Origin of the sequence: Streptomyces umbrinus (assembly GCF_030817415.1) — a bacterium.
Classification (GTDB): domain Bacteria; phylum Actinomycetota; class Actinomycetes; order Streptomycetales; family Streptomycetaceae; genus Streptomyces; species Streptomyces umbrinus_A.
In genome coordinates, this window is sequence record NZ_JAUSZI010000002.1 from 2,523,526 (window position 1) to 2,544,780 (window position 21,255).

Sequence of the window (21,255 nt, forward strand, 5' to 3'; positions counted from 1 at the left end):
GGCGACCACTGCCGTCGGCAAGGCGGGACCGGGCCTCAGCACGTGCCCACCTGATCGATGTGCAGGCGTTCAACACGCCAGACCCCTCCACGCTGCCGGACGGTTGCATCAACGCGATGGTGCCCGCCGGGCACGTCGTTCTCGAGCTTGCCGTCTTTGGTGTAATGCAGCCAGTCAGTGGCATCGGCGCAGTCCCGGATCACCGCCCTCGTGACCTCACTGTTCTCTGCTGAGGGATCGAGACGAAGTTGCCCGTTGGTGACGACATCCTTCTTGCGGTCTTCCCTCATCATGTAGCGGAGCAGCTCCAGCGCCCCTTCAGAGGCATGAGCCCTCAGTCGCGGATGCTTCGGATCAGATGTGGCCGCAGCGGCAGCGAGGTCGTCCCACATCGCCCGGTAGGCGGCGAGCGCCTCTGCATGATCTGCATCCGGAGGCGGGGGTGGTCCCGGCGGCGTACGAGACACCCGCGTTTCGAGCGTGCCCTCCGGCAACGGTTTAGCGTCTGATGAACCGGTCGTGCAGCCCGCTAGTAACAGTCCCATCATCGCCAAGCTCGCTCCTGCTAGGAGCGCATTAGCCCGCCGCCGCGTCCTCACCATCCCCACTTTCCGTCACCCTATACAGCCGGGAGACCACTCTAAGTGACCATATGCGACTGGAGGTACCCTGCGACGCGCTCCCCAACCGCAAAGGAAGAGTGAATTCCGCACGGCCGCTTGACGGTGTGTCACCTTGATGCCGCTTTGACGCAGAGGAATCGGGACCTGCCGATAGTTCGAGCGGCCCCGATTCCAAGGGCGACATGTAAGCCTGGTGCACCATCCCTGCTACAGCTCTGCAGCGAAGGGTCCGAGCTCTACGAGGGTCCGAATCGGTCACGAGGAGCGGCAGGCAGGGCCAGCCAGGCTGTTTTCGTCCCCTTCTGGCCTCGGAACCCCCATACACCCTTGGTCAGTTCGTGGACGATGTGCAGGCCGCGCCCGCGCTCGGACAGCAACGCGCACAGCGCCTCCAGACCACCGCCCCGGTCCTGCTCCGCTGGGGAGAACGGCGCCTCCGCCGGGAATACGGGAATCGCCGGAATGCGAGGATCACGGTCCTCTACTTCACAGATGACCTCCGCGTCGGTGCGCCGCAGCCGCAACTCATACGGCCCCACCGCGTGCTCGGTGGCGTTGGCGACAAACTCGGAGACGGCCAGCACAGCGTCACTGATCACCTCGCCGTCATAGCCGAGTTGGCCGAGGGCGCGGCGCAAGGCAGCCCGGGCGTGCGCCGGGGCGTTGGGGGTGCAGCTCGTCCAGCGCCACACGACACTCGGAGTGACACTCAGCCCGGGGTGGGAGGTCATCGCCGCCCTCCCCGGGCCGCGTGGCGGCCTCGCACGACGCGGCGATGGCGGCCACGCCCGGGACGTACGCAATCACGCGCTTCGAGCAGCGCGGTCGGGCCAGCCACCGTCACGAACGGCAGCAACAGCACAACGGTGTACAGAATCGGCACCACGTCAGGGACCTCCCCGGCGATCACGGCTGGGACGCGACCACCACACCGTGGGTCCACGAAGAGCGGAACCCCTCTCTGACCAGTGCTTTCGAGCACTTTTCGCTGCGCCAAGCACATCAGTCTGCAAATGATCAACGCTCAGTCCGCCGTCCGGGGCCGGCGATGAGCGCGTCTGCGGAGCACGCCCATTTCGGCGGGCTCGCCCGTCCGGTCGGCGATATCGAGTCCGCGCATGCGTCCCTGCACCGTGGCCGTAACCGCGGTGCAGGGAGCGATCCTGGCAGTTCTTCAGCACCAATCGGGAGATTGACGGCGATCGACGTTCAGGACGGCGTGAGTGGACGCGCGGCTTGGGCTCGGCCGAGCAGGAGTCGGTTCGCGGGCAGGCCGCGGTCGATGTACAGGTCGACGTTGGCGGGCGGGGCACCCCTGGCGAGCGGGTCGAGTCCCACGGCGACGGCGAGTTCGCCTCGCTCGGTCAGCAGCCGGGCGAGCCGGGGATGTGCTGGCACTTGTACGCCGAACTGTGAGGCGTCGGGGCGCAGCAAGATGCGGGCGCCGGGGTGGAGCGTCACCCGCGGCCCAATGTCAGTAAGCGGCTGATCGGCCTCGACGAGGCCGAAGGCGTCGGCGAGAATACGCATCTGCTGCTCGATCAGCTCGCCTGTCTCACCATGGCGCCGCACAGGCGGGTGCGCGAGCAGCACGATTCCGAGCGGGTCGCCGTGGGCATCGGAGCTGATCCAGGACCAAACGCCGAGCGAGGCGAACAGACCTGCTGATGCCAGCGCAGTCTCGGAGCTGGTCGTCATTGGCATGTGATCGCGTGGCGGCGGATCAGGGGCATTGACTTTGAACTCGGCCCATACCGTCTTGCCATCCTCCTGACGGAAGGCAACACCCCAGTCGTCGGCGAGTGCGCCGACGAGGAAGAGCCCGCGCCCTTGACAGTCGTCGGCTGTTGCGAGCCGCACGGTCGGAGTTTCGTCGCCCTGGTCGCACACCTCGACACGCAGCCGCTCACTGCGGCAGGCCACCCGCACGAGGAAGTCCCGGTCAGCGGGGGCGCCGTGCTTGAGCGCGTTCGTGGCGAGTTCGGAGACGCAGATGAGGACATCGTCGAGCCGATCGTCGAGCTCCCACTCGGTGAGGGTGTCGGCGACGAAGGTGCGCGCGCACGCGGCGGAGGCCGGATGGCTGGAGAAGCGCCTCTCTCGTGACTGCTGCACGGGCCGCCTACCTGCGCGTTTCGGTGCCGCGGGCATATGCGTCGCCCAGGAGGCCCAGCAGGTAGGCGAGCCGCTGCGCAGCGCCTGGCTCGTCGCCGGCCTCGCCCAGCTCGTACCCCCAGCCGGTGACATATCGTCCGTCAAGAGCACCGACCCCCTCGACAAGGGCCAGGTTGAGCTGGTTCGTAACGCTAACTGTCTGATCATCTACATTTATTACCGACAGTCCCCATGCCCTGAGTTGTTCCGCGAGAATGACCGATGCGGTGGCGTCCATGCGCCGATCTCACCGCAGTCCTGGGCGTTCCGGTATCTGACAACCTATGACACGGAGTTGATCATGGCTCTGACTGTGGCGATTACCGGCACGCGGTCAACGGGACACCGTGAACTCGCCTGGTACACGGAGCTGTTCGCCCAGTTCCTGGGGGCCTTTGCCGGTAATCAAGCGCACTTCCACATCGGGGGCGCGAAGGGCATCGACAGCCTGTCCCTGCTGTGGCTTGCGGAGAACTCGAAGGCAAGGGTCACGATCGTCGCGCCGGGCACGGTCGCGCAGCAGCCGGCCGAAGCGCGACAGGCAATCCAGTGCTGCCGCGAGCGGATCGCCGAGATCGTCGAGCTGGGTGCCGCAGAGCTGGGGACACCGGCGTATCACGCACGTAATCGGTGGATGGTGGACCGCTCCGACATGGTGATCGGCTTTCCGCTAGACGGTCCCGAAGGCACGTCCGGTACGTGGCAGACCCTCAACTACAGTGCCCAACAGGGGAAACCTCGGCTGATCGTGCCCGTGTAACCCGTGCAGCGGGCATCATGTAGGCATGACCGCGCACGACAGGCGTGTCGGCGCCGCCACACTCAAGCGGCTCAGGCTGTCCCGCTGTTGGTCACTGGCGGACACCGCGCGAGCAATCATCGACGCGGCGTCCCGGCTCGGGCAGCCCCTCGGCTCCAGCGTCCCCAGTGTGCAGCGGTCCGTGGCCCGGTGGGAGAGCCCGACGGCGCCGATCATGCCGGGCGAGCGTTATCAGCTCCTACTCGCTCACATCTATGCAGACGGCTCAGACGGACAGCACAGTCTCGGCCGTGGCTCGGACTTCGCCGAACTACTCGACGCCCTTGCCCACCTGGGGGAAAGTGAGCGTCGGCTTCACGAGCTGCGCGCGCTGCTCGTGCGAACAGCTACTGATGCGGGCGGCGGTTTGCTCGCGCTGCTCGGTCCGACGACGCAGCGCGCCATGACTGCAGCGCTCGCCGAGCCGTCCCACGTCGACAAGGAGCTGCTCTCCGGGATGCGCGCCGCGATCGGCGACGTGAACGGGCAAGTTGGCAGCATCCCGTTTGTGCGGCTGCAACTGCTGCTCGCCCCCGTTGTCGAATGCTGTCGCCGAGTGCTCGCGGGCGCCGTACCCGCGCCGCTGCTCCCCGATCTGCGCTCGATCGCCGCAGAGGCATACACCCTCGCCGGCCGCCTCGCCTTCGAGACCCGGGACGACGAAGCATCACGCGCTCTGTACTCCGCGGCCACCGACACAGCCGGCCGCATCGGCAACCCGTGGCGGCGCGCGATCGTCCACATGAGCCACGCCCTGGTCACCCTCTACACGACGCCTGGTATCGACGCCGCGCGCAACCTCGTCGATGCCGCGGTACGCGACGCACGAGCCGGTGCGAGCATCGCCGTCCGGGCGCGTGCGCACGCACTGCAGGCGGAGATCGCCTCACGCGCGGGAGCTCAACGGCATGCGCAGGCTGCCCTGTCGCTGGCCTGGTTCGACATGGAGGGCGACCAGGACGGCGATCCGTCGGCGATCAGTTTCTCGCCCGCCCACCTGCGCGGCTTCGACGGGCTGTGCGAGTTGTACGTCGGCGATCCCGCAGTGGCTCACGATGCGTTCGCCAGGTCCGCCCACGCGCTCACCACGCAGCGCGATCGGGTGCAGCGCACCATCGTCACCACCGATCAGGCGCTCGCCCGCATCCGACTCGGCGACCCGCACTCCGCCGCCGATCTGTTGCACCAGTGCATCGACGGGGCATCAAGCGCTGGCGGCCGAGTCGCCACCATCCGGCTGCGCCGAGCACGCCACGAGCTGCGCCCATGGCGTACCGAGGGCTTCGTCGCCGACCTCGACGACCACCTCATCGGCACCCTCGGCGCGTAGGGCACCAATATCGCGCACCACCATCGTTCAGCCAATGTCCACATGGCCGGTGGACCATCCCTGCGGACATCGAGCTGACGAGCCTCGGCCAGCGCAGTGAAAGCCCAGAGGGCAGCCGCCCGCACATGGTCCGGAATGGTGCATGAACATGCCGTCAGTTGACCGCCTGGGCAGCCCCTTGCCGTAGGCCGAGTCCCTGACCATTGCGAACGGTGGCGGAGAGCAGACGGCGAGATGCCATGTTCCGGCAGGATCCTTCTGGAGACAGTGCGCACACTAGCCGAGTCACGGCAGTGACTGGTTTTCTGGGGCGCTGTTGAGATCCCGTCGCCCGCGGCAGATGATGTTCACGAGCATCGGTATCCCGGTGCCTGGTGATCGGTAGCGGCTGAACGGGGACGTAAGGTGCTGCGACGGCGTACCAGCGTCCTGCCTGGTTCTTCATGAGGAACCGTCTGCAGCTGCTGCTCCAGGTCATGTTGGTGCTGGTCGCAAGTCTGCTGGGTATCGTCACCAACTACGCTACCAACGAGAACGACGTTCCCTGGCTCCTGCACCTGCTGCAACAGGTCGCGATACCGGCCATCGGCCTGCTGATCGTCACGATGGTGGTTGTGCAGGTCGTCGTCTACCGGCTGGAAAACCCCGCGCCACCGCCAACAGACTGGCCCCGCGACCGGGTCCCGTACCCTGGTCTGGACGCTTTTGTGGAGGACGAGGCCGCGGTCTTCTTCGGCAGACGGGCCCAGTCCGAGGATCTGACGCATCGGCTTCACGCAGTACAGGACCGGCCTGCCGACAGATTCCTTGTGCTCGTCGGTGCGTCAGGGAGCGGCAAGTCGTCCCTGGTGAGAGCAGGTGTGATGCCGCGGCTGCGCGGTCGACGCTGGTCGGTCCTGCCCGCCTTCTCCCCTGGTCCCAACCCCCTTGGGGCCTTGGCCTCCGCCATCGCCACCGCTGGCGGGGAGCCCGAGTCCGTAAACGCGGTACTGCGGCGTCTTCGGCTGGACCCCACTGCACTGCTCGCCGAGCTGTCCGGACTGCGTGGGGGCAGGTTTCGCCGCATGCTCCTCGTGGTCGATCAGTTCGAAGAGGTCATCACGCTCGCCGGCGAGCGTGAACGCACGCAGTTCCTCGACGCCCTCCACGCCTGCGTAACGCGGGATTCCCGGATCCGGGTGCTCGCCACGCTGCGCGTGGACTTCCTCGGACAACTCCTCGGCACGGACCACGCCGAGCTCTTCCAACATCCGGTCGCCATCGGCGCACTCGGCAGGAGCCAGCTCGGCCAGGCGGTGGAGCAACCGGGCACGCTGGTGGGCTTGTCCTTCGCGCCCGGCGTCGTGGAAGCCATCGTCAACGACGCGGGCACTGACGACGCGCTGCCGCTGCTCGCCTATCTGCTGCAGGAGCTCTACTTCGCCTCTGGTCCCGGTGAGATGGTCACCGAGGAGCTCTATCACCGCCTCGGCGGTGTGGCCGGCGCCCTCGCCCGGCAAGCCGACCACACCGTGGCGGAGCTCGGTGCCGAGGGCGACAGCATCGACTTCGTGCTGAGGGTGCTGCTGCGCTTCGTCACTGTCCAAGGCCAGGAGGTGGCCCGGCGGCGCGTGCCGCTCGCCGAGCTGACAGCACAGGAACGACGCGTCGTGGACGCCTTCGTCGAGGCACGCCTGCTGATGTCCGACGTACGCGTCGCCCAGGAGCCCTACGCCCAGGTGACGCACGAGGCGCTGTTTCGCCAGTGGGCCCCCTTACGGCAGGAGGTTGAGGCGCGCGCCGAGCAGCTACGCCAGCGCGCGGAACTCGAACAGTGGGCGGAGGACTGGGAGCGCTCCGGCCGCAGCGCCGACTACCTGCTCACCGGCGAGAGGTTGACCCTGGCCCAACGCTGGCTGCTCATCCTGCAAGAGACCGGGCAAGCCGCGGAGGCGACGCAGTCGCTCGTGGAGTCCTCGCAACGGCATGATCTCGCCTTCCTGCGCCGCGTCTCAGACAGCATCGGGCAGTACGCGCTCGGCGCCGTGGAACAGCAGCCGGAGCAGTCCCTTCTGCTGACGCTGGCAGCACTGGGCGAATGCACACCGACAGCAGCCGCCCGGCGTGGCCTGATGACGGCTCTGGCATCCAGCCACCTACGCACCCAACTCGACGGCCACACCGACACCGTCCGTCACATCGCCTGGTCACCGAACGGCCTCCTGTTGGCCACCGCGTCGCGAGACGGCACCGCCAGAGTCTTCGACGCGCAGTCCGGTCGCTCGCTGCGGGTCCTCCCCTCCGAGGGCGCCATGGTCGAGGGCGTAGCCTGGTCGCCGGACTCCACCCAGATCGCCACCGTGGGCCGCGACCACGTCGTACGGATCTGGGACGCCGCATCCGGAGAGCCTCTGCGGTTACTCACCGGCGCCTCCTACATCGGGCGACAGGTCGCCTGGTCACCCAACGGACGCTGGATAGCCGGCACTTCACGCGACCAGACGGTCCGCGTGTGGGCCGCCAATACAGGTGACCTCGTCCACGAGCTGCACGGACATCACGACGACGTGTGGGGCATCGCCTGGTCCCCAGACAGCACACGCCTGGCCTCGGCCTCACACGATCAGACCGCCCTCGTGTGGGACCTGTCCACCGGCACGTCGGTGACGACGCTGACCGGCCACTCCGACTTCGTGGAGGGCATCGCCTGGTCCCCGGACGGACGTCTCATCGCCACCGGCTCCGGTGACCACACTGTGCGGATCTTCGACGCAGAGAGCGGCGCACTGCGGCTCCTGGTACGCGGCCACACGGACTACGTCTGGAACGTCGCCTGGTCACCCGACGGGCAGATGCTCGCCTCGGCCTCCTCTGACCAGACCGTACGGATCGTCGACGCCCACGACGCGAGAGTCATCGCCGTCCTGCGCGGACACACCGACACGGTCTGGGGAGTGACGTGGTCCCCATCGGGTGGCCAGCTCGCCACCAGCTCCACCGACGGCACCGGACGCGTATGGGACCTGCGGCCACACGGCGCCGAAAGCTTGCTTCTCGACGGGCACCGCGGACCCGTGAACCAGGCGGCTTGGTCTCGCGACGACACCCGCATCGCCACCGCGTCGGACGACGGAATAGTGCGCGTCTGGGACGCCGCCACAGGCGCCCTGTCCGGCCCCGTGGTCGAACAGACGGACCGCGTTTGGAGCGCCGCGTGGTCACCGCTCGACGACCGGCTGGCCATTAGCACCAACGACGGCGTCTTTCGCATCGTCCACACGAGCCAGGACAACGCCCTCGACCACCGGGGAGCCGTCGTCGAGTCGGTCGCCTGGTCCCCCGACGGCAACCGCATCGCCACCGGGGACCACGACGGAACCGTGCGTGTCTGGTCGTCCCAAGCCGGGGCGGAGCTAAGTTCCCTGGCAGGGCACCAGGACTGGATCAACCGCATCGCGTGGTCCTCCAGCGGCCGCCTGCTGGCCAGCGCTTCGGACGACCGTACGTGCCGACTCTGGGACGTGGCCGAATGCCGACAGCTCACCGTGCTCCGCGGTCACGACAACTACGTCGACGACGTCGCCTGGTCACCCGACGAACAGCGCATCGCCACCGCTTCCGGGGACTGGACGGCCGCAGTCTGGAATACCACGACGGGCCGCCACATCGAGAGCCTTAAGGGCCACGAGGGACGGGTGCGCGCCATCGACTGGTCCCCAGACGGCCGACTCATCGCCACCGGATCCGACGACCGCACGGTGCGCATCTGGTCGTCCGCCACCTTCGAGGAGATCGCCATCGTGGGCGTGCACCAGGACAAAGTGGCCTCGGTCGCCTGGTCCCGGGACGGCACGCGCCTACTCACCGCGTCCTTCGACGGCACCGCCCGCGTGTGGCCCGCCGACCCCGACTTCAACCGCCTGGAGGCGGGAGCCCGCGGTCGGGTCTTCCGCGTCCTCAGCGACGACGAGCGGCGACACCACATGCTGCCGCTGGCCCGGTGATCACAACTGCGGCTCGACCGCCTCGACCGTGCGGTCATCGGTGTGCACCAGGTACTCGTCCGGATCGAGATTCATCGCCTTCCGCTCCGGCGAGGCCCAGTAGAGCGCGTTGCGGTCGGCGAAGGTCTCCGGGCCCTCGTAGGAGATGAGCCACACGAACTGGTTGCGCTCGCGGTCCACCCAGGCGCCGCCGATGGAGAAGCCCAGCTCCAGGCGAAGCGGCACGATTTCCGCACGCCACCGCTCCACCCACTCGTCGAGCATGCCCTCCCGGACGGTGTAGGTGCGCAGCTGGGTGGTCTTGGGCATACGAGTCCCTCCCCATTCGCAGTTCTCGGACCGCAGAGTATGTGTCGGAGCGAGGCCATCGGTACTTACCGAAAGGGCCGGAACGGCCACTGTTGGCTTTCACCGCAGTATGCGCCCGATGGGGAACCGCAGTCGACGTGCCTCCCCATCCGGAGACATCACCAGTGGCTGACACCCGACCACAGGTTCAACCCGACGGGAAACCGGGCTACAGGCCCATCGGCAGGAGACCCAAGCCGACACAGGCCCTCCCACGCCTCCTCCGATCGCGGAACCGGACGGCGACATCGCTGAGGAGGACTGACTCAGCAGGCGCCAGCGGCACTGAGCATGCTGTCGGCCACTGCTTACGCCTCGCTCTCAGACCCGTCCTCGTCGCCGTGCTCGGGCGTGGCCCCGATCGAGGCCGTCCCCGGATCGGCTTGCTCCGTGTCTTCCATGGGCTCGGCGTACTTCGCGGCGAGCCGGGCGAGGTGCAGGGCGAGTGGAAGCTGGAGCGCGTTGGCATAGTCGTCCGGGAAGCGCTGCTGGTGGACGTACATGGCCCACTGCTCCGGATCGTCGCCTGGTTGGAGTGCTGCCATGCAGAGGTCCAGGATTTCGGGATTCCACGCCGGCGTACCTGGCATGCGTAGAGACCGTCCGGCTGTGTTCCGGTGCTCGGTGAACTTACTGATGTCACGGGGGTGTCCGTGCTGGCTGGCCTTGTCCGAGGTGCTCGCGAAGAGACGATTGTCCTGCGGCGCGTCAGCGGGCACCCAGAGCCCCTTGGCAACCCCGGCGCCCACGTCCCCGTCGGGTGCCCACCACTGCGGTGTCTCCTCCCGGTCGTGGCTCGCGATGCGGACGACCCGCAGGCGGCGGCCGTGCGCGGCAAGCCGCTGAAGTGGTCCGGCGCCCAGGCTCAGGCGGTCGACGGCCAGCCCGGGGTTGGTCAACCACGGCCAGCGCTGGCGGGTGTTCTGTGCGTGGGTGAGGACGAGGGTCGGCTCGCCGCGCAGCTTGTACAGCGTCTGCTTGACGAACAGGGCGGTTGCGTCTTCCTGCTGCTTCCGCGTCCTGAGATCTGTGCTGCGGATCTTTCCGGTGAGGCTGCGCAGCAACTCGGGGTACGGCACCCAGTCCGACGTTTCCGCCGTACGGCCGAGCACACAGTCCTGGCCAGGACGGATGAGTACGGCGATCGGGGTGAACTGCGGGTATTTGTTGTCGCGGCTGACGTTGCGCTTGACGAGCCAGAAGGCGAGCTGGTTCAGGGCCTCCGGGATGGCCGCACCGAGTGAATGCTCGGGCAGGAACCGCATCCCGAGCTGCCGCAGGCCATCGCTCCAGGCAGCCTTGGCCCGGTGCGGGTCCGAAACAGCCTCTGGCTTGGTGCCGTCCGGGTCCGGGAGGTCCAAGAACTGGCTGACCAGGCCGGCGTCAGCAAGCCCCACACGCAGCGCGGACTTAGGGTCGCTGGTGCGACGCCGGAAGCCGTCCTTGCCCTCCAACTCGACGAATGCCAGCTGAGGGTGCGTGCCCAGATCGGTCGTCCAGGTGCGCATTGCGTCACGCGCCGCACGCCGTCGCGTATCCATGGCGGCGTCCCATTCGTCGCCGCGCCGCAGAGTGCTGCCCTCACCCAGCGGGCCGACGAGTTCCCCGGCCTGCCGGACGTGGAGACGCACGGTCAGGTCGGGATGGTCCCACTGCCACAGGTCGGGGCCACCGGCCGTGCGGTGCTGCGCGAGGCCGAGGTTCTCCTCGGCAGCCGCGACCAGGTGGTCGCGCATGGTATCGGTCTGGTGCAGCAGTACGGCGGTGAGCCCAGCGGGGCCGACGGCGCGCACGAGAAGGGGGCGCCGTCGGGCGGCGTTGCGCGCCTGCCGCTCGACATTCTCCCGGTCGATCCTCGCCTTGTCCTCGTCGGTGGCCTTCTTCGGCACGGAGGCGGTGGACTCGAGCACGTTGTGCGGAGTCTGGCGCCGGATCCCGCTGCGCCGGGATGTGCTGACGCGCATGAACTCAGGTGACAGTGCCGCCGTGGCCCACTCCGTCAGGCGCCGTCGCTCCTGCGGCGCGATTCCGGCCTGTACCCCGTGTCGTCCCATCATCGTGTGGTGCACCACTGCGGCGGTGACGCCGTCCCGGCCGGTGAGCCAGGTCTCCGGCTCCTTGGCCATGAGGTCGGGTGAGGGGAAGCGGGGGACGGCAGAGATCTGGTTCAGCATCCCCTCCGGCCCTCCCTGAACCCACGCGTAGCCCCCGGTCTGGGGCACCCAGCGCAGGCCGCCGACCGCGAACCGTTCCGGGGCGGGTCCGTCGGGCACAAGGCTCTGGTCTGCCAGCAGGTAGACGGAGGCGCTTCCCCGCTGCGGCAGCCAGACGGGACCACGTACCCATCGGCGTACACCGGTGGAGATGTGGATGCGGGGAGTCGGGTCGAAGGGAGCGGTGCGCAGACAGATCCGGATGTACGCGGAGTAGTTCCACACCTTGGCCTTCGCACCACGTCCGGTGGGGTGCTCCAGCGGCGGCCAGGAGACGAGCTCGGCCCCGGGAGCTCCTGCGTCCATCGCGACCTGCCGGAACGAAAGCCGCTCGCCGAAGTGCTCGTAGGCCGGTACCTGACGTGCGATGCGGGCGGCGAGGACCTCGGGCAGAAGCCGCCACAGGTGGTCGGCGGGCACGGCGGTGCCGCCGTCACCGACGGTCTGCTCCAGCATGTCGACGCTGAGGAGATCCCACTCCAGGCCGTCGATGTCCAGCAGGGAGGCGGTCTCCTTGACTTTGGCGTGTCCCTCGGGGCCCGGCTGCAGATCGCGCAGCCAGGCGTGGATGAAGGTGCTCATCACCGCCTTGGGATAGGGGGCGTTCGCGTACAGCCAGGGCCAGCCGTCGTCGAGTGGGGCCCTCTTGGCCACGGATACCAAGTCGGGGGCAACGGCGGCGATCACCTGGTTGAGCCGCTTGATGGGCACCGACACCTTGCCACGGTCGCGCCGCTCGGGCTTGCCGTGCTGCCAGTGGTCCTTGAGAGGGTCCCGCCAGGCTCGGGGGAAGGCGAGTGCGTAGTGGGGCATGAGGAAGGGATCGCCGCCCGGTGTGGGGACGAAGGCGGCCGGCTGGATGTGGTCGTAGGCCATGGCGGGGTGGGTCTCCGTTCGAATCGGGGAGAAGTGTCAGTGAGTGTCATTCCGATGCGCGAGAGTGCGTCGATGCGCTGGCGCGGGAGTGCCGGCGGGGGCGTCAATCCATGTCCGCCAGTGCCTTGTAGAGCGGCTCGTACAAGGCCTCGACCAGGGACTTGTCGATCGCGGGCATGGCGGATTCGGCACTGAAGTAGGGGGCGAGGAGTGCGTGCATGCTCGCCAGCAGGCTGGTGGCGGGGGTGTCGGTGGCCGCGAGGCCCGCCTCGCGTGGTGAGAAGGCGGCGTCGACGAATACGACGCGAGCAGGCACTCCGCCCCGCACGAGGCGGCCGATGACCTGCCACATCACGACCAGCTGGTCCCAGGTGAACGCCTCCTTCTCGGCCTTGGGGAGGCTGGTCCACGACAGTCGGCGAGTCAGGAAGCGGTTCCAGGCGCGGCGGGCGTCACGCCGGAAGGCGAGCCCCGCCCGGTCGGGGGTGCCTTCCCGGCGGGCCAGGCGCCGCAGGCCCTCGCCCGTGCCACGGATCTGCCGTACCGCCCAGTCGTTGACGGCCTGCACGGCGAGTGCGATGTCGTCGGGACGGGGGTGTGGGCGGGCCAGGAAGTAGACGGTGCCGATGGCTGCCTTGCCTCCGGGAACGACAATGTTGTGGCCGCGTTCGACGGCGAGGAGCGGGGCGACGAGAAGTTCCCCGTCGGCCTGGCCTCCGCGCGCCCAGCCCGCCACGTCGCCCCGTCGCAGAGCCTTCGCCTCGGCGGTATGCGGCAGGGCGCTCCAGGCCGTGTCGAGGTCGGCGTCGTCGGAGACGAGCCGGGAGACCCGACCGGCCCATTCGGGGATCGAGTTGAGGTACGCGGCGGCCCTGCGGGCCTCCTCGTAGCTGCCGACGAGGAGCAGCAGGCGGCGCCTATCGAGGTCTTCGATGTCGTCGAGTTCCTGCTGGAGGGCGCTGACCGAGCCGGTGAGGCTGCGGTCGGGCTCGGCGAGCTGGTGCAGCATCTGGACTAGGGCGGCCGGGCGTTCCTCCGGGTCGCAGCCGGACAGCCGCAGCGGTCTTGTACTTCCGGGCCAGTACAGGAACTCCTTGCGGAACTCGGTGTCGAGGATGGCGCGCACCTCCTCCTTGTGCGGGCGCAGCACCGCATCGACATCGGCGTGCACGTGGTAGCGGCTGGAGGTCCCGGCCCAGCTGGTGGCGGACATCAGCATCAGATGCGGGCCAGGCCGTCCGTCGACGGCTGGCAGGTCGGGCAGACCGAGCAGCAGTTCGCGTCCCACACCGTTGCAGCGGAAGAAGCGCAATTCGCCACTCTGCTCGCCCTCTTTTCTCCTCTCGTCCAGCTGGAACTGGAAGCCGAGGACGTTGCCCATGGGCGACTCGGACATCACGGGCTCGTAGTCACGGGGCGGGCGACGGGAGAGCACATTGGAGGCGGACTCCAGGTTGAGGACCGCCTCGACGCGCTGCCAGAGCCCGGTCATGAAGTTGAGCCGATGGTGCAAAGCGGCGAGGACCAAGGTGAGTTCGAACCGGGGCACATGGGGGTCGGGTCCGGCTTCGACTCGTACGGCACCGTTGAGGAGCCGCTCCAGCACGGGCCGCACCTGGGTGCGAGTGTCGGAGCCGTGAGGGGCGTGCAGTAGACCGAGGGTGAGATGGACGAGCTCGTTGACGAGCACGGTCTCCGCCGGATCTGTCTCGGGTTCGGTGCCAGCGGTACGGGGCTGGAGCGGGTCGTCACGGAAGCGGTTGAGTACGCCGTCGATCCGCTCGCGCTGCGCAAGGCGCCGGGCCTCGGGCATCCCCTCGGACACGGTGCTCTCGTCCACGTCCTTGAGGTCAGGGAACCAGGCGTTGATGAGCCACTGGTGGAGGGTGACCGCGCTGAAGTAGTCCTGAGTGATCCAGTGGCGCAGCGCGTGGTTCTGGATGAGGCGCGAGTACAGCCGGTCGGTGGCGTGGCGCACGGTGTGAGTAGCGTTCGTCCAGTCGTCGATGTCCCGTGCCGAGAGCTGGAGTCGCGCCTGCCCGGCGAGTTCGGCAAGGGCATGGGCAGCGACCTCGTCGATCCACGAGTTCGGGGCGCGTCCGGCGAGAGTGGTGGCGGGGGCGAACGCCGTGTCGAGCTGCATCTGCACCCGGTCCGCCTCATCCACGATGACCAAGTCGCTCATCCGGCAGGCGAGTTCGAGGTAACGCAGCCGCTGCTGCTGAAGCTGTTCGGGCACGGCAGTGTGGACGAGACTCGCGGGAGTGGCAACCCACACCCGGGCGTCGACGAGTTGACGGGCCGCGTGATGGCGAGGGCAGCGGGACCACAGGGGGCAGCCGTGACGCCGCGGGCGTTCGTCGTCCGTGGACGCGGCACTCGCAGCGGGTTCAGCGGCCGCTGCCCCGTCGAGGGCCTCCCCATCATCATCGGGATCTGCCTCGGAACCCTCCCCGCCGAACAGCCCTTCCCGCGGGTCCACCGTCTCCGTGGGTGTCCGGCGCACCTCGTAGAGGTTTCCGCACGGCGCCTCGCCGACGCGCAGCGGTCGCTCCGCCTCCATGCCGCGCAGGGCATCGAGTGGGCAGGCGCTGTTGACGTGGTCGAAACCGTCGTGCCAGTGGGTGAGCAGGCTTGGGGTGCCGCTCGACGCGATGCGCCGGTGGAGTCGCTGGATGTGGCGCTCGCGCGTGGAGTGGCCGAGTACTGGTGCGGTCGGCACGCCCAGACGGTCCAGGAGTCCGGTGACGGACAGGGCTTCGGCGACATCGCCGACGACGACGGTGATCCGCAGCCCACGTTCGGTGACGGCCCAGAAGGTGAGGATGTCACGCAGGGTGCTCTTGCCGGCGCCGACCATGCCGACGAGGTGGAGGAGCCGGTCGATGCGCAGGGTGTCGCTCTGCTCGAACTTTCCTTGTCCCTCGTCGCGTACGAACAGCTCGACGCGCCTCAGGCGCTGGAGCCAGTGGCCATACGCAATGTCCGGGGTCTTTGACTCGATCACGTCCATACGGCGCGCGGCGGCTTCCAGTTCGCGCCACTCGACGGTGATCGGCTCACCCTTGCCGGGCAGCGGCGCATCGAGGTCATGTGCGGCCGTCGGTCCGTCCGGAAGCAGGTCCTCTGTGAAGGTGACGGCGTACCGGCGGTCGCGGACGGGGAAGACGTAGTCTCCGGCCTGGGCGTGCGGCAGTCGGTGACGCGCGTACGGGGGCGGCTCCCCGAGCACCTTCTCGTAGCGCTCGAAGCGGCGTGCGGCCCGCGCGGGCGAGCGACGCACGGGCACGGACTCCGCCGATGCGAGATCGTATCCGCGCAGTTCCTGGGGAACGGCGAGGTAGGACTCGAGGGCGTGCAGCCATTCCCGGCGCCTGCGCAGGGGCAGCAGGTAGTGCCGGGCTCGCCGGACGCGCAGTCGCTGCGCGTCGGTGGTGATGTCGCCGAACGCCTCCCCGAACGGGTAGCCACTGACGAGTGTCCACGTGTCGATGGCGGCCCGGCCCGGCATGACCGACTCCAGGAGGTACAGGCCGAGTTCCACATCTAGTAGATCGCCGGGGTTGAAGGAGCGGGGTCCGTCCTGCCATGCGTCCTTCAAGGGGGCGGTCAGCCCGCGGTGCCAACCGCTGCGGTCACGCATCGAGCTCTCCTTCCTGGGGTTTCGGTGTCGTTCGCTGTACTCTCCGTGCTGTCCGGGGCGTCGGCCGGGCGGTTCCCGGCTCGGTGTGCCGCATGGTGCGGGCCAGGGTGCTTTTCGCCTGCCGCACGACCTCCTCGTCCGTGAGCAGGCTGACGTGGCCTTCGACTCCCTCGGGCAGATGGTGGTGGAAGACTTCGCGGTAGCCGTCCCGCTCCTTGAACCTGTAGGAGGGCACGACGAGCAACCCCCGGTCGTAGGGCGGTTCGCCGCGCAGGGCGGTGGTGGTCCGGCCAAGCAGCGCGGGGTTGGCTCGGTCCTTGACGTCGACGCCCCACGCCCGGCCGTCGGGAAAGACCACACGGAGGTCGTACGCGTCGAAGTTGGGCCACATCGCGACGTCGAGGCCGAGTCCCACAAGCCGCTGTTCCAGGTCGGTCTCGGCCAGTCCGGGGCCGGTGATGAAGACACGAAGCGGCCTGGTGAGGAGGTACAGACCGCCGTCGGCCCCGGGTTTGAGGCGTTCTCCGACGGCCACGGGCCTCCTGCGGCAGCGGTCGAGCGTGCAGGCGTATCCGTCGTCCCGCAAGGGCACCAGCAGACACCCGCAACCGGCGCACAGCGTGCACTGCCCATGGCTGACGTAGGTGGCGGTGACCGGCTCGTAGCACCGCTTCACGGTGTCGAGCAGCAGTGACAGGTCCAAGTCGGCGCTGAGCAGGGCGAGTTCGACACCTGTCAGGACGGGGCGCTCGATGAGCAGCCTGCGGAAGGCGGTGTAGGAGTCGGGGGCCTTGGCCGCCCGGCACAGGGTGAGCGCCTCTTTGAGTAGTGCGTTCTCGATCTGCTCGGCGGCCGGATCTGGTGCGAAGATGGCCCACTCCAGGCACTCCTGGGCGGGGGCGCCGGTGTCCGCGTCGACCAGCCGCAGGTCACCGATGTGCTGGTCTTCGAAGAGGTACGGCCACCAGTCTGCCAGTGGGCGTGCAGCCGCCCACCGGGCGAGCTGCGGCACACTGCCGGGGGCCGGACGCCCGGTGCGCAGGCAGACGAGGACGAGATGGTTGTAGGCGGCCTGCACGACATCGGGGTAGACGGGATCGCCGGGCGTGCGCAGCCGGGACAGGCGTACCAAGGCAGTAGCGACCAGCCTCAGCAGCCGCTCGGACTCGGCATCTGCGACATCCGGGGGTTCAACGGCGGCCACGACGCACCTCCTCGGGGGCGCTCGCGCACCACTCGGTAACAGGGCAGGTGCGGCAGTGGGCGCCGGGCCTGGGCGTGAAGACCTCGTCGCCGCGCCACGCATCGACGTACTCCCGCACAAGCCGACGGGCGGCCTCGACGCGCTCGGGCTCGTTGCACGGCTCGATGTACGAAGGGTCGCCACTGTCCGGCCGCAGCACCTCCAGCTCGACCCGCGAGCCCGCAGGGTCGCCGCCGAAGGCCCCTTCGGCAAGAAGGACGACGGCGAGGGCGAGTTGCGGGTCGGTGGTGAAGGGGTCCCGGCCCATCCAGGCATCCGCGCTCTGAGTCGTCTTGGTCTCGCGCCACACCCATGAGCCATGCTCCAGGTAGAGCAGGTCCGGTTTCACGATCAGGACGGCATGGGCGTACGGGTCGTAGAAGGCGCGCCGGGGCTCGGGCAGCACGGTCGTGACGCCGTCGTTGAGGAGCGGGCACATGTCGATGTGTTGGGCGAGCATGCGGGACCCGATGCGCGACCACTCATCGGTCATGCGCAGCTCCCCGTCACCCCAGGCGGTGTCGCCCCAGGGCATGTCCGCGCCCCCACACGGCGTCAGGAGACCGCTCCTGTGGTTGGCCTCCAGATGGGCGTGGACGGCCTTGCCGAGCTGGTTCTCCGGGGAGTACTCGCGGGTCCGGGGGAGGTGCTGGGCGTAGGAGAAGTACATCTGCGGACACTTGCGGTAGTAGCGCAGGTGGCTGGCGGACAGCTCCCGCAGTGGGAAGGGGCCTCGGCCGGCGGGGATGCCGAGCAGGCCGGGCAAACGAACCGGAGCGTCACAGGTCTCCAGCCGACGGCAGCCCACGCAGCTGCCGCCGGGTGTTGCAGGGCCGCCACCCACGATCTCCTTGACGCGCGCTTCTGCATGCTCTTCGTAGTAGGCGCGGACCGTGTCGGGCCCGCCCTCGAAGAGGAGCCGGTACGAGCCGTCGTGCAGCCCGGTGAGGGCCACGCGCACGTGGTCGACGGGCTCGGCACCGAGGAGCCGATACGGGTGCCAGGGCTTGGCGCCCTGCCGTGCGGGTTCCCCGAGGGCGGCGGCGAGGGCGGCGATCGCGATGCGGTCCTTCGGGACAGACCGGGGGTCGGCGCTGCCGTAGCAGAGGAAGGAGAACTCGCGAAGCCGCCGTCCCGGGTTGTGGTGGCAGGCCCCCCAGCCGGTCAGCTCCCACGTCCGCCCGTCTACCTCCCGCATCCGCACCCACGGGCCGGGAGCGGGAATCACAGGCGGCGCCTCCTTGGGCCGGTCGCGTTCGAGCCACCGCGCGACGGCGTGCCGCAGGAAGCGGCGCTGGGCCCGGTGGAGGGAACGCCCGGCAGAGTCTTCGGCCTGCCGTACGGCGTCCTGTGGGGCCATGCCCTCGCACTCGACGAGCCGCACAGCGGCGAGGACGAGGCCGAGGACGAAGTTCTCCAGATACGGCTTCGGCCGCTCAACGCGGCGGCCAGGCCAGGCGTTCGGCCGCGTCTTGCCCTCTGCGAAGCGCAGGCAAGTGTACTGCTCGTCCGCCGCGTGCGAAGCCTGCACCCGGATCAGCGCGCCGCTGCCGGTCATCCCCTCCGGGGGTGGCCACTCCGCCCCTGCTGCTCCGCCCCTGCCTCTGTCCTGCACGGTCCGTCTCCCTCGGCAACTGCGGTGCCCACGGCACACTCCACCCGTCGCTGCGGCCCCCTGAGGCGACCGTAGTAAGACCGTACCAGAGTGTGAATATAGCCAACCAAAATCTGTGATCTAAGTTCGACGCTACTGTGATCCTGTTCGACTCACGCGAATTCGCGTAGGGTCGACTGCACCCCCCGAGCTGCCGGAAGACGAGGAGCCGAGGAGCATGACGACAGGCCGAGTGGAGGTGACCGCGGCGGACATCGCCCGGTTCGCCGAGGTGAAACCGACCGCCGTCAGCAACTGGCGCAAGCGGCACAACGACTTCCCCCAACCCGTTGGCGGCACCGACCGCAGCCCCCGTTTCGACCTCGCCGAGGTCGAAGAGTGGCTTGGACGCCAGGGCAAGGCCCGGCGTATCGCGGTGGCCGAGCGGCTGTGGCAAAGCTTCGAATCCGCAAGGGTTGGCAGCGCCGCCGAGGACGCCCTGGCCCTCACCGGCCTGCTCCTGTTCCACCTCCACCGCCATCCCGGTACACAGAGCCCGCACGACAAGGCGGGCATGGTCCAGCTGATGGAGCGCGCCGAGCACACCTTCGCCGAGGCTCCCGGCGGCACGGTCGGCAGTCTCGGCGAACTCCTCAGCCCCCTTCAGTACGAGCTCGGTGCCCGGTTGCTCTCCCTCCTGGTCACCGCTACCGAGGCCGCGGCGGCCGATGGCGCGCGCGCCACCTTCGACGACCTGTGCGCCCGCTTCTTGCACCAGGGCTCACGTTCCAGCCTCGCCGCCACACCCCGAGAACTCGCCGACCTGATGGTCACCCTCGCCGGGGCGCCCACCGACGGCGCGGTGCTCGACGCCTCCTGCGGCAGCGGAACCTTCCTCCTCGCCGCCGCCGACGCGGGTGCCACCCGCGTCCAGGGTCAGGAGCTCAGCCACTCCCTCGCCCTCTTCGCCGCCCTCCGCCTGGCCTTCCGTAACACCGATCCGGCAGCGACGGCCGTCTCCTTCGACGTGCACACCGGCGACTTCCTGCGCCGCCCCGCCTTCCGTTCCGGGCGCGCGGCGGCCGTCGTCGGTCACCCACCGTTCGCCGACCGCAACTGGGGCCACGAAGAGCTTGTCGACCATGTGAGCTGGGAGTACGGCTTCCCACCCCGCGGCGAGTCGGAACTCGCCTGGATCCAGCAGACCCTCGCCCATGCCGCTCCGGGTGCGCCGGTAGTCCTCCTCCTGCCCCCGGCGGTCGCCTTCCGCCCCTCTGGCCGCCGCATCCGACAGGAGCTGCTGCGCCGGGGCGCGCTACGCGCGGTGCTCTCCCTTCCCGCCGGCTACGCGGCCCACTACGCGCTCGCCCTCCAGATCTGGGTCCTGCGCCGCCCTGAACTGGGTGAACTGCCGCCTGCCCACGTCCTGATGACAGACACCGGGAACGAGCAGGATCCGCGCAGCATGATCCAGGATCTCTGGGTGCGGTACGTAGCGGCGGCCGACGACGCTTCCTCGTTCCTGGAGCGCCCCGGCGTGGCTCGGTCGGTCCCTGTGATGGATCTCCTCGACGACGATGTCGACTTGACCCCGCGCCGTCATCTGCCCCAGCCCGCCGCACTCGGCGTGAGTGCCGAAACACTGGACGCGGCTCGTACCACCGTGGACGAGACCCTGCGCGCGCTCAGGTCCTCGCTGCCCACCGTCGGCGCGCTCCCCGACCTGCCGGACCTGACCGAGTCTGCGCGCGCGGGTATCCGCGTCGCCACCGTCGCCGAGCTGGCCAAGAGCGGCGTCGTGGTGCTGCGTCGCCCCACCCACGTGATGCGTCAACGTCCCATCGGCGATGTTCGCCGCGGGCAGACCGTCTCCGCTTCGCCCCCCATCCCTGGACCTGGACAGGCTCTCTTCCTCACCGCGCGAGACGTCGTAACAGGCCGGTCGCCGTCTGAGGTGGGCCCGGCCCCCGACGACCCCGTCCAGCACCAGCCGGTGCGCGCCGGTGACATCCTCCTGCCCGTCACCGCCCGAAGTGTCGTAGCCCGCGTCGCCACCACCGAGGACGCGGGGGCCTACCCGGAGGCCACGCTGCACCACATTCTCGTGGCCAACACCGACATCCTGGATCCGTGGTACCTGGCCGGCTTCCTCTCCAGCGCGGAAGGCGCGCACCAGGCCGCGTCCACCACCAGCAGCCTCGGTTCCCACACTCGCCTGGACCCGCGCCGCGTCCGGGTCCCCCTGTTCCCGATCGAGCGGCAGCGCGCGTACGGCGAGGCGTTCCGCGCCGTGGCCGACTTCAGTCGTCTCCTGCGCACAGCCCACGAGATGGGGCAGGATCTGGCCAAGGACGCCACGGAGGCGGTGGCATGGGCGCTGCACAGCCGGGGCGGTACGGAACACGGCCTACCGCTCGATGCCCAGACCGACGTTGCCCGGTGACTCTCT

Annotated in this window: 13 protein-coding genes; 4 read left to right on the plus strand and 9 right to left on the minus strand. The window is 69.0% G+C overall.

Features of this window, described 5'->3' with window-relative positions; all coding sequences use genetic code 11:
* Positions 1-35: 35 nt before the first annotated feature.
* From QF035_RS11675 to QF035_RS11690, 4 genes are all read right to left on the minus strand, one after another.
* The gene (locus QF035_RS11675) at positions 36-554 is read right to left on the minus strand and encodes a hypothetical protein (protein ID WP_307520066.1); all 519 of its coding nucleotides are present in this window, start codon (positions 552-554) and stop codon (positions 36-38) included.
* A gap of 305 nt (positions 555-859) precedes the next feature.
* Entirely contained in the window at positions 860-1,354 is a 495-nt protein-coding gene (locus QF035_RS11680; RefSeq protein ID WP_307520068.1) for an ATP-binding protein, read from the minus strand.
* A 478-nt stretch (positions 1,355-1,832) separates the two neighbouring features.
* Positions 1,833-2,738, minus strand: coding sequence for an ATP-binding protein (locus QF035_RS11685; protein WP_307520070.1), 906 nt, complete (start codon positions 2,736-2,738; stop codon positions 1,833-1,835).
* Between the two features lie 7 nt (positions 2,739-2,745).
* Positions 2,746-3,015 (minus strand): hypothetical protein, encoded by a 270-nt coding sequence (locus tag QF035_RS11690; protein WP_307520071.1) that lies wholly within the window; start codon positions 3,013-3,015, stop codon positions 2,746-2,748.
* A gap of 63 nt (positions 3,016-3,078) precedes the next feature.
* Between QF035_RS11690 and QF035_RS11695 the strand changes: the two genes are divergently transcribed.
* The 3 genes from QF035_RS11695 (at position 3,079) to QF035_RS11705 (ending at position 8,889) form a co-directional block, all read left to right on the plus strand.
* The gene (locus tag QF035_RS11695) at positions 3,079-3,537 is read left to right on the plus strand and encodes a hypothetical protein (protein ID WP_307520073.1); all 459 of its coding nucleotides are present in this window, start codon (positions 3,079-3,081) and stop codon (positions 3,535-3,537) included.
* A 25-nt stretch (positions 3,538-3,562) separates the two neighbouring features.
* Positions 3,563-4,906: a hypothetical protein gene (locus QF035_RS11700; RefSeq protein WP_307520074.1), complete on the plus strand. Its 1,344-nt coding sequence runs from the start codon at positions 3,563-3,565 to the stop codon at positions 4,904-4,906.
* A 443-nt stretch (positions 4,907-5,349) separates the two neighbouring features.
* The gene (locus QF035_RS11705) at positions 5,350-8,889 is read left to right on the plus strand and encodes an nSTAND1 domain-containing NTPase (protein WP_307520075.1); all 3,540 of its coding nucleotides are present in this window, start codon (positions 5,350-5,352) and stop codon (positions 8,887-8,889) included.
* Here the strand turns inward: QF035_RS11705 and QF035_RS11710 are convergent, their stop codons facing one another.
* The 5 genes from QF035_RS11710 to QF035_RS11730 form a co-directional block, all read right to left on the minus strand.
* Complete coding sequence (locus tag QF035_RS11710) at positions 8,890-9,198, minus strand: NIPSNAP family protein (protein WP_307520077.1); 309 nt, start codon at positions 9,196-9,198, stop codon at positions 8,890-8,892.
* Positions 9,199-9,545: 347 nt separating this feature from the next.
* Positions 9,546-12,326 (minus strand): pPIWI_RE module domain-containing protein, encoded by a 2,781-nt coding sequence (locus QF035_RS11715; RefSeq protein ID WP_307520079.1) that lies wholly within the window; start codon positions 12,324-12,326, stop codon positions 9,546-9,548.
* A 103-nt stretch (positions 12,327-12,429) separates the two neighbouring features.
* Complete coding sequence (locus QF035_RS11720) at positions 12,430-15,969, minus strand: pPIWI_RE_Z domain-containing protein (protein WP_307520080.1); 3,540 nt, start codon at positions 15,967-15,969, stop codon at positions 12,430-12,432.
* Positions 15,962-17,173, minus strand: a complete 1,212-nt coding sequence (locus QF035_RS11725) for a pPIWI_RE_Y domain-containing protein (protein WP_307520081.1) — start codon at positions 17,171-17,173, stop codon at positions 15,962-15,964. Before QF035_RS11725 ends, QF035_RS11720 begins: the two co-directional genes overlap by 8 nt.
* Positions 17,160-18,827, minus strand: a complete 1,668-nt coding sequence (locus tag QF035_RS11730) for a PD-(D/E)XK nuclease family protein (RefSeq protein WP_307520082.1) — start codon at positions 18,825-18,827, stop codon at positions 17,160-17,162. Before QF035_RS11730 ends, QF035_RS11725 begins: the two co-directional genes overlap by 14 nt.
* A 217-nt stretch (positions 18,828-19,044) precedes the next feature.
* Here QF035_RS11730 and QF035_RS11735 point away from each other — a divergent pair, with 217 nt between their 5' ends.
* Positions 19,045-21,249, plus strand: a complete 2,205-nt coding sequence (locus QF035_RS11735) for an N-6 DNA methylase (protein ID WP_307520083.1) — start codon at positions 19,045-19,047, stop codon at positions 21,247-21,249.
* Positions 21,250-21,255: the final 6 nt, after the last annotated feature.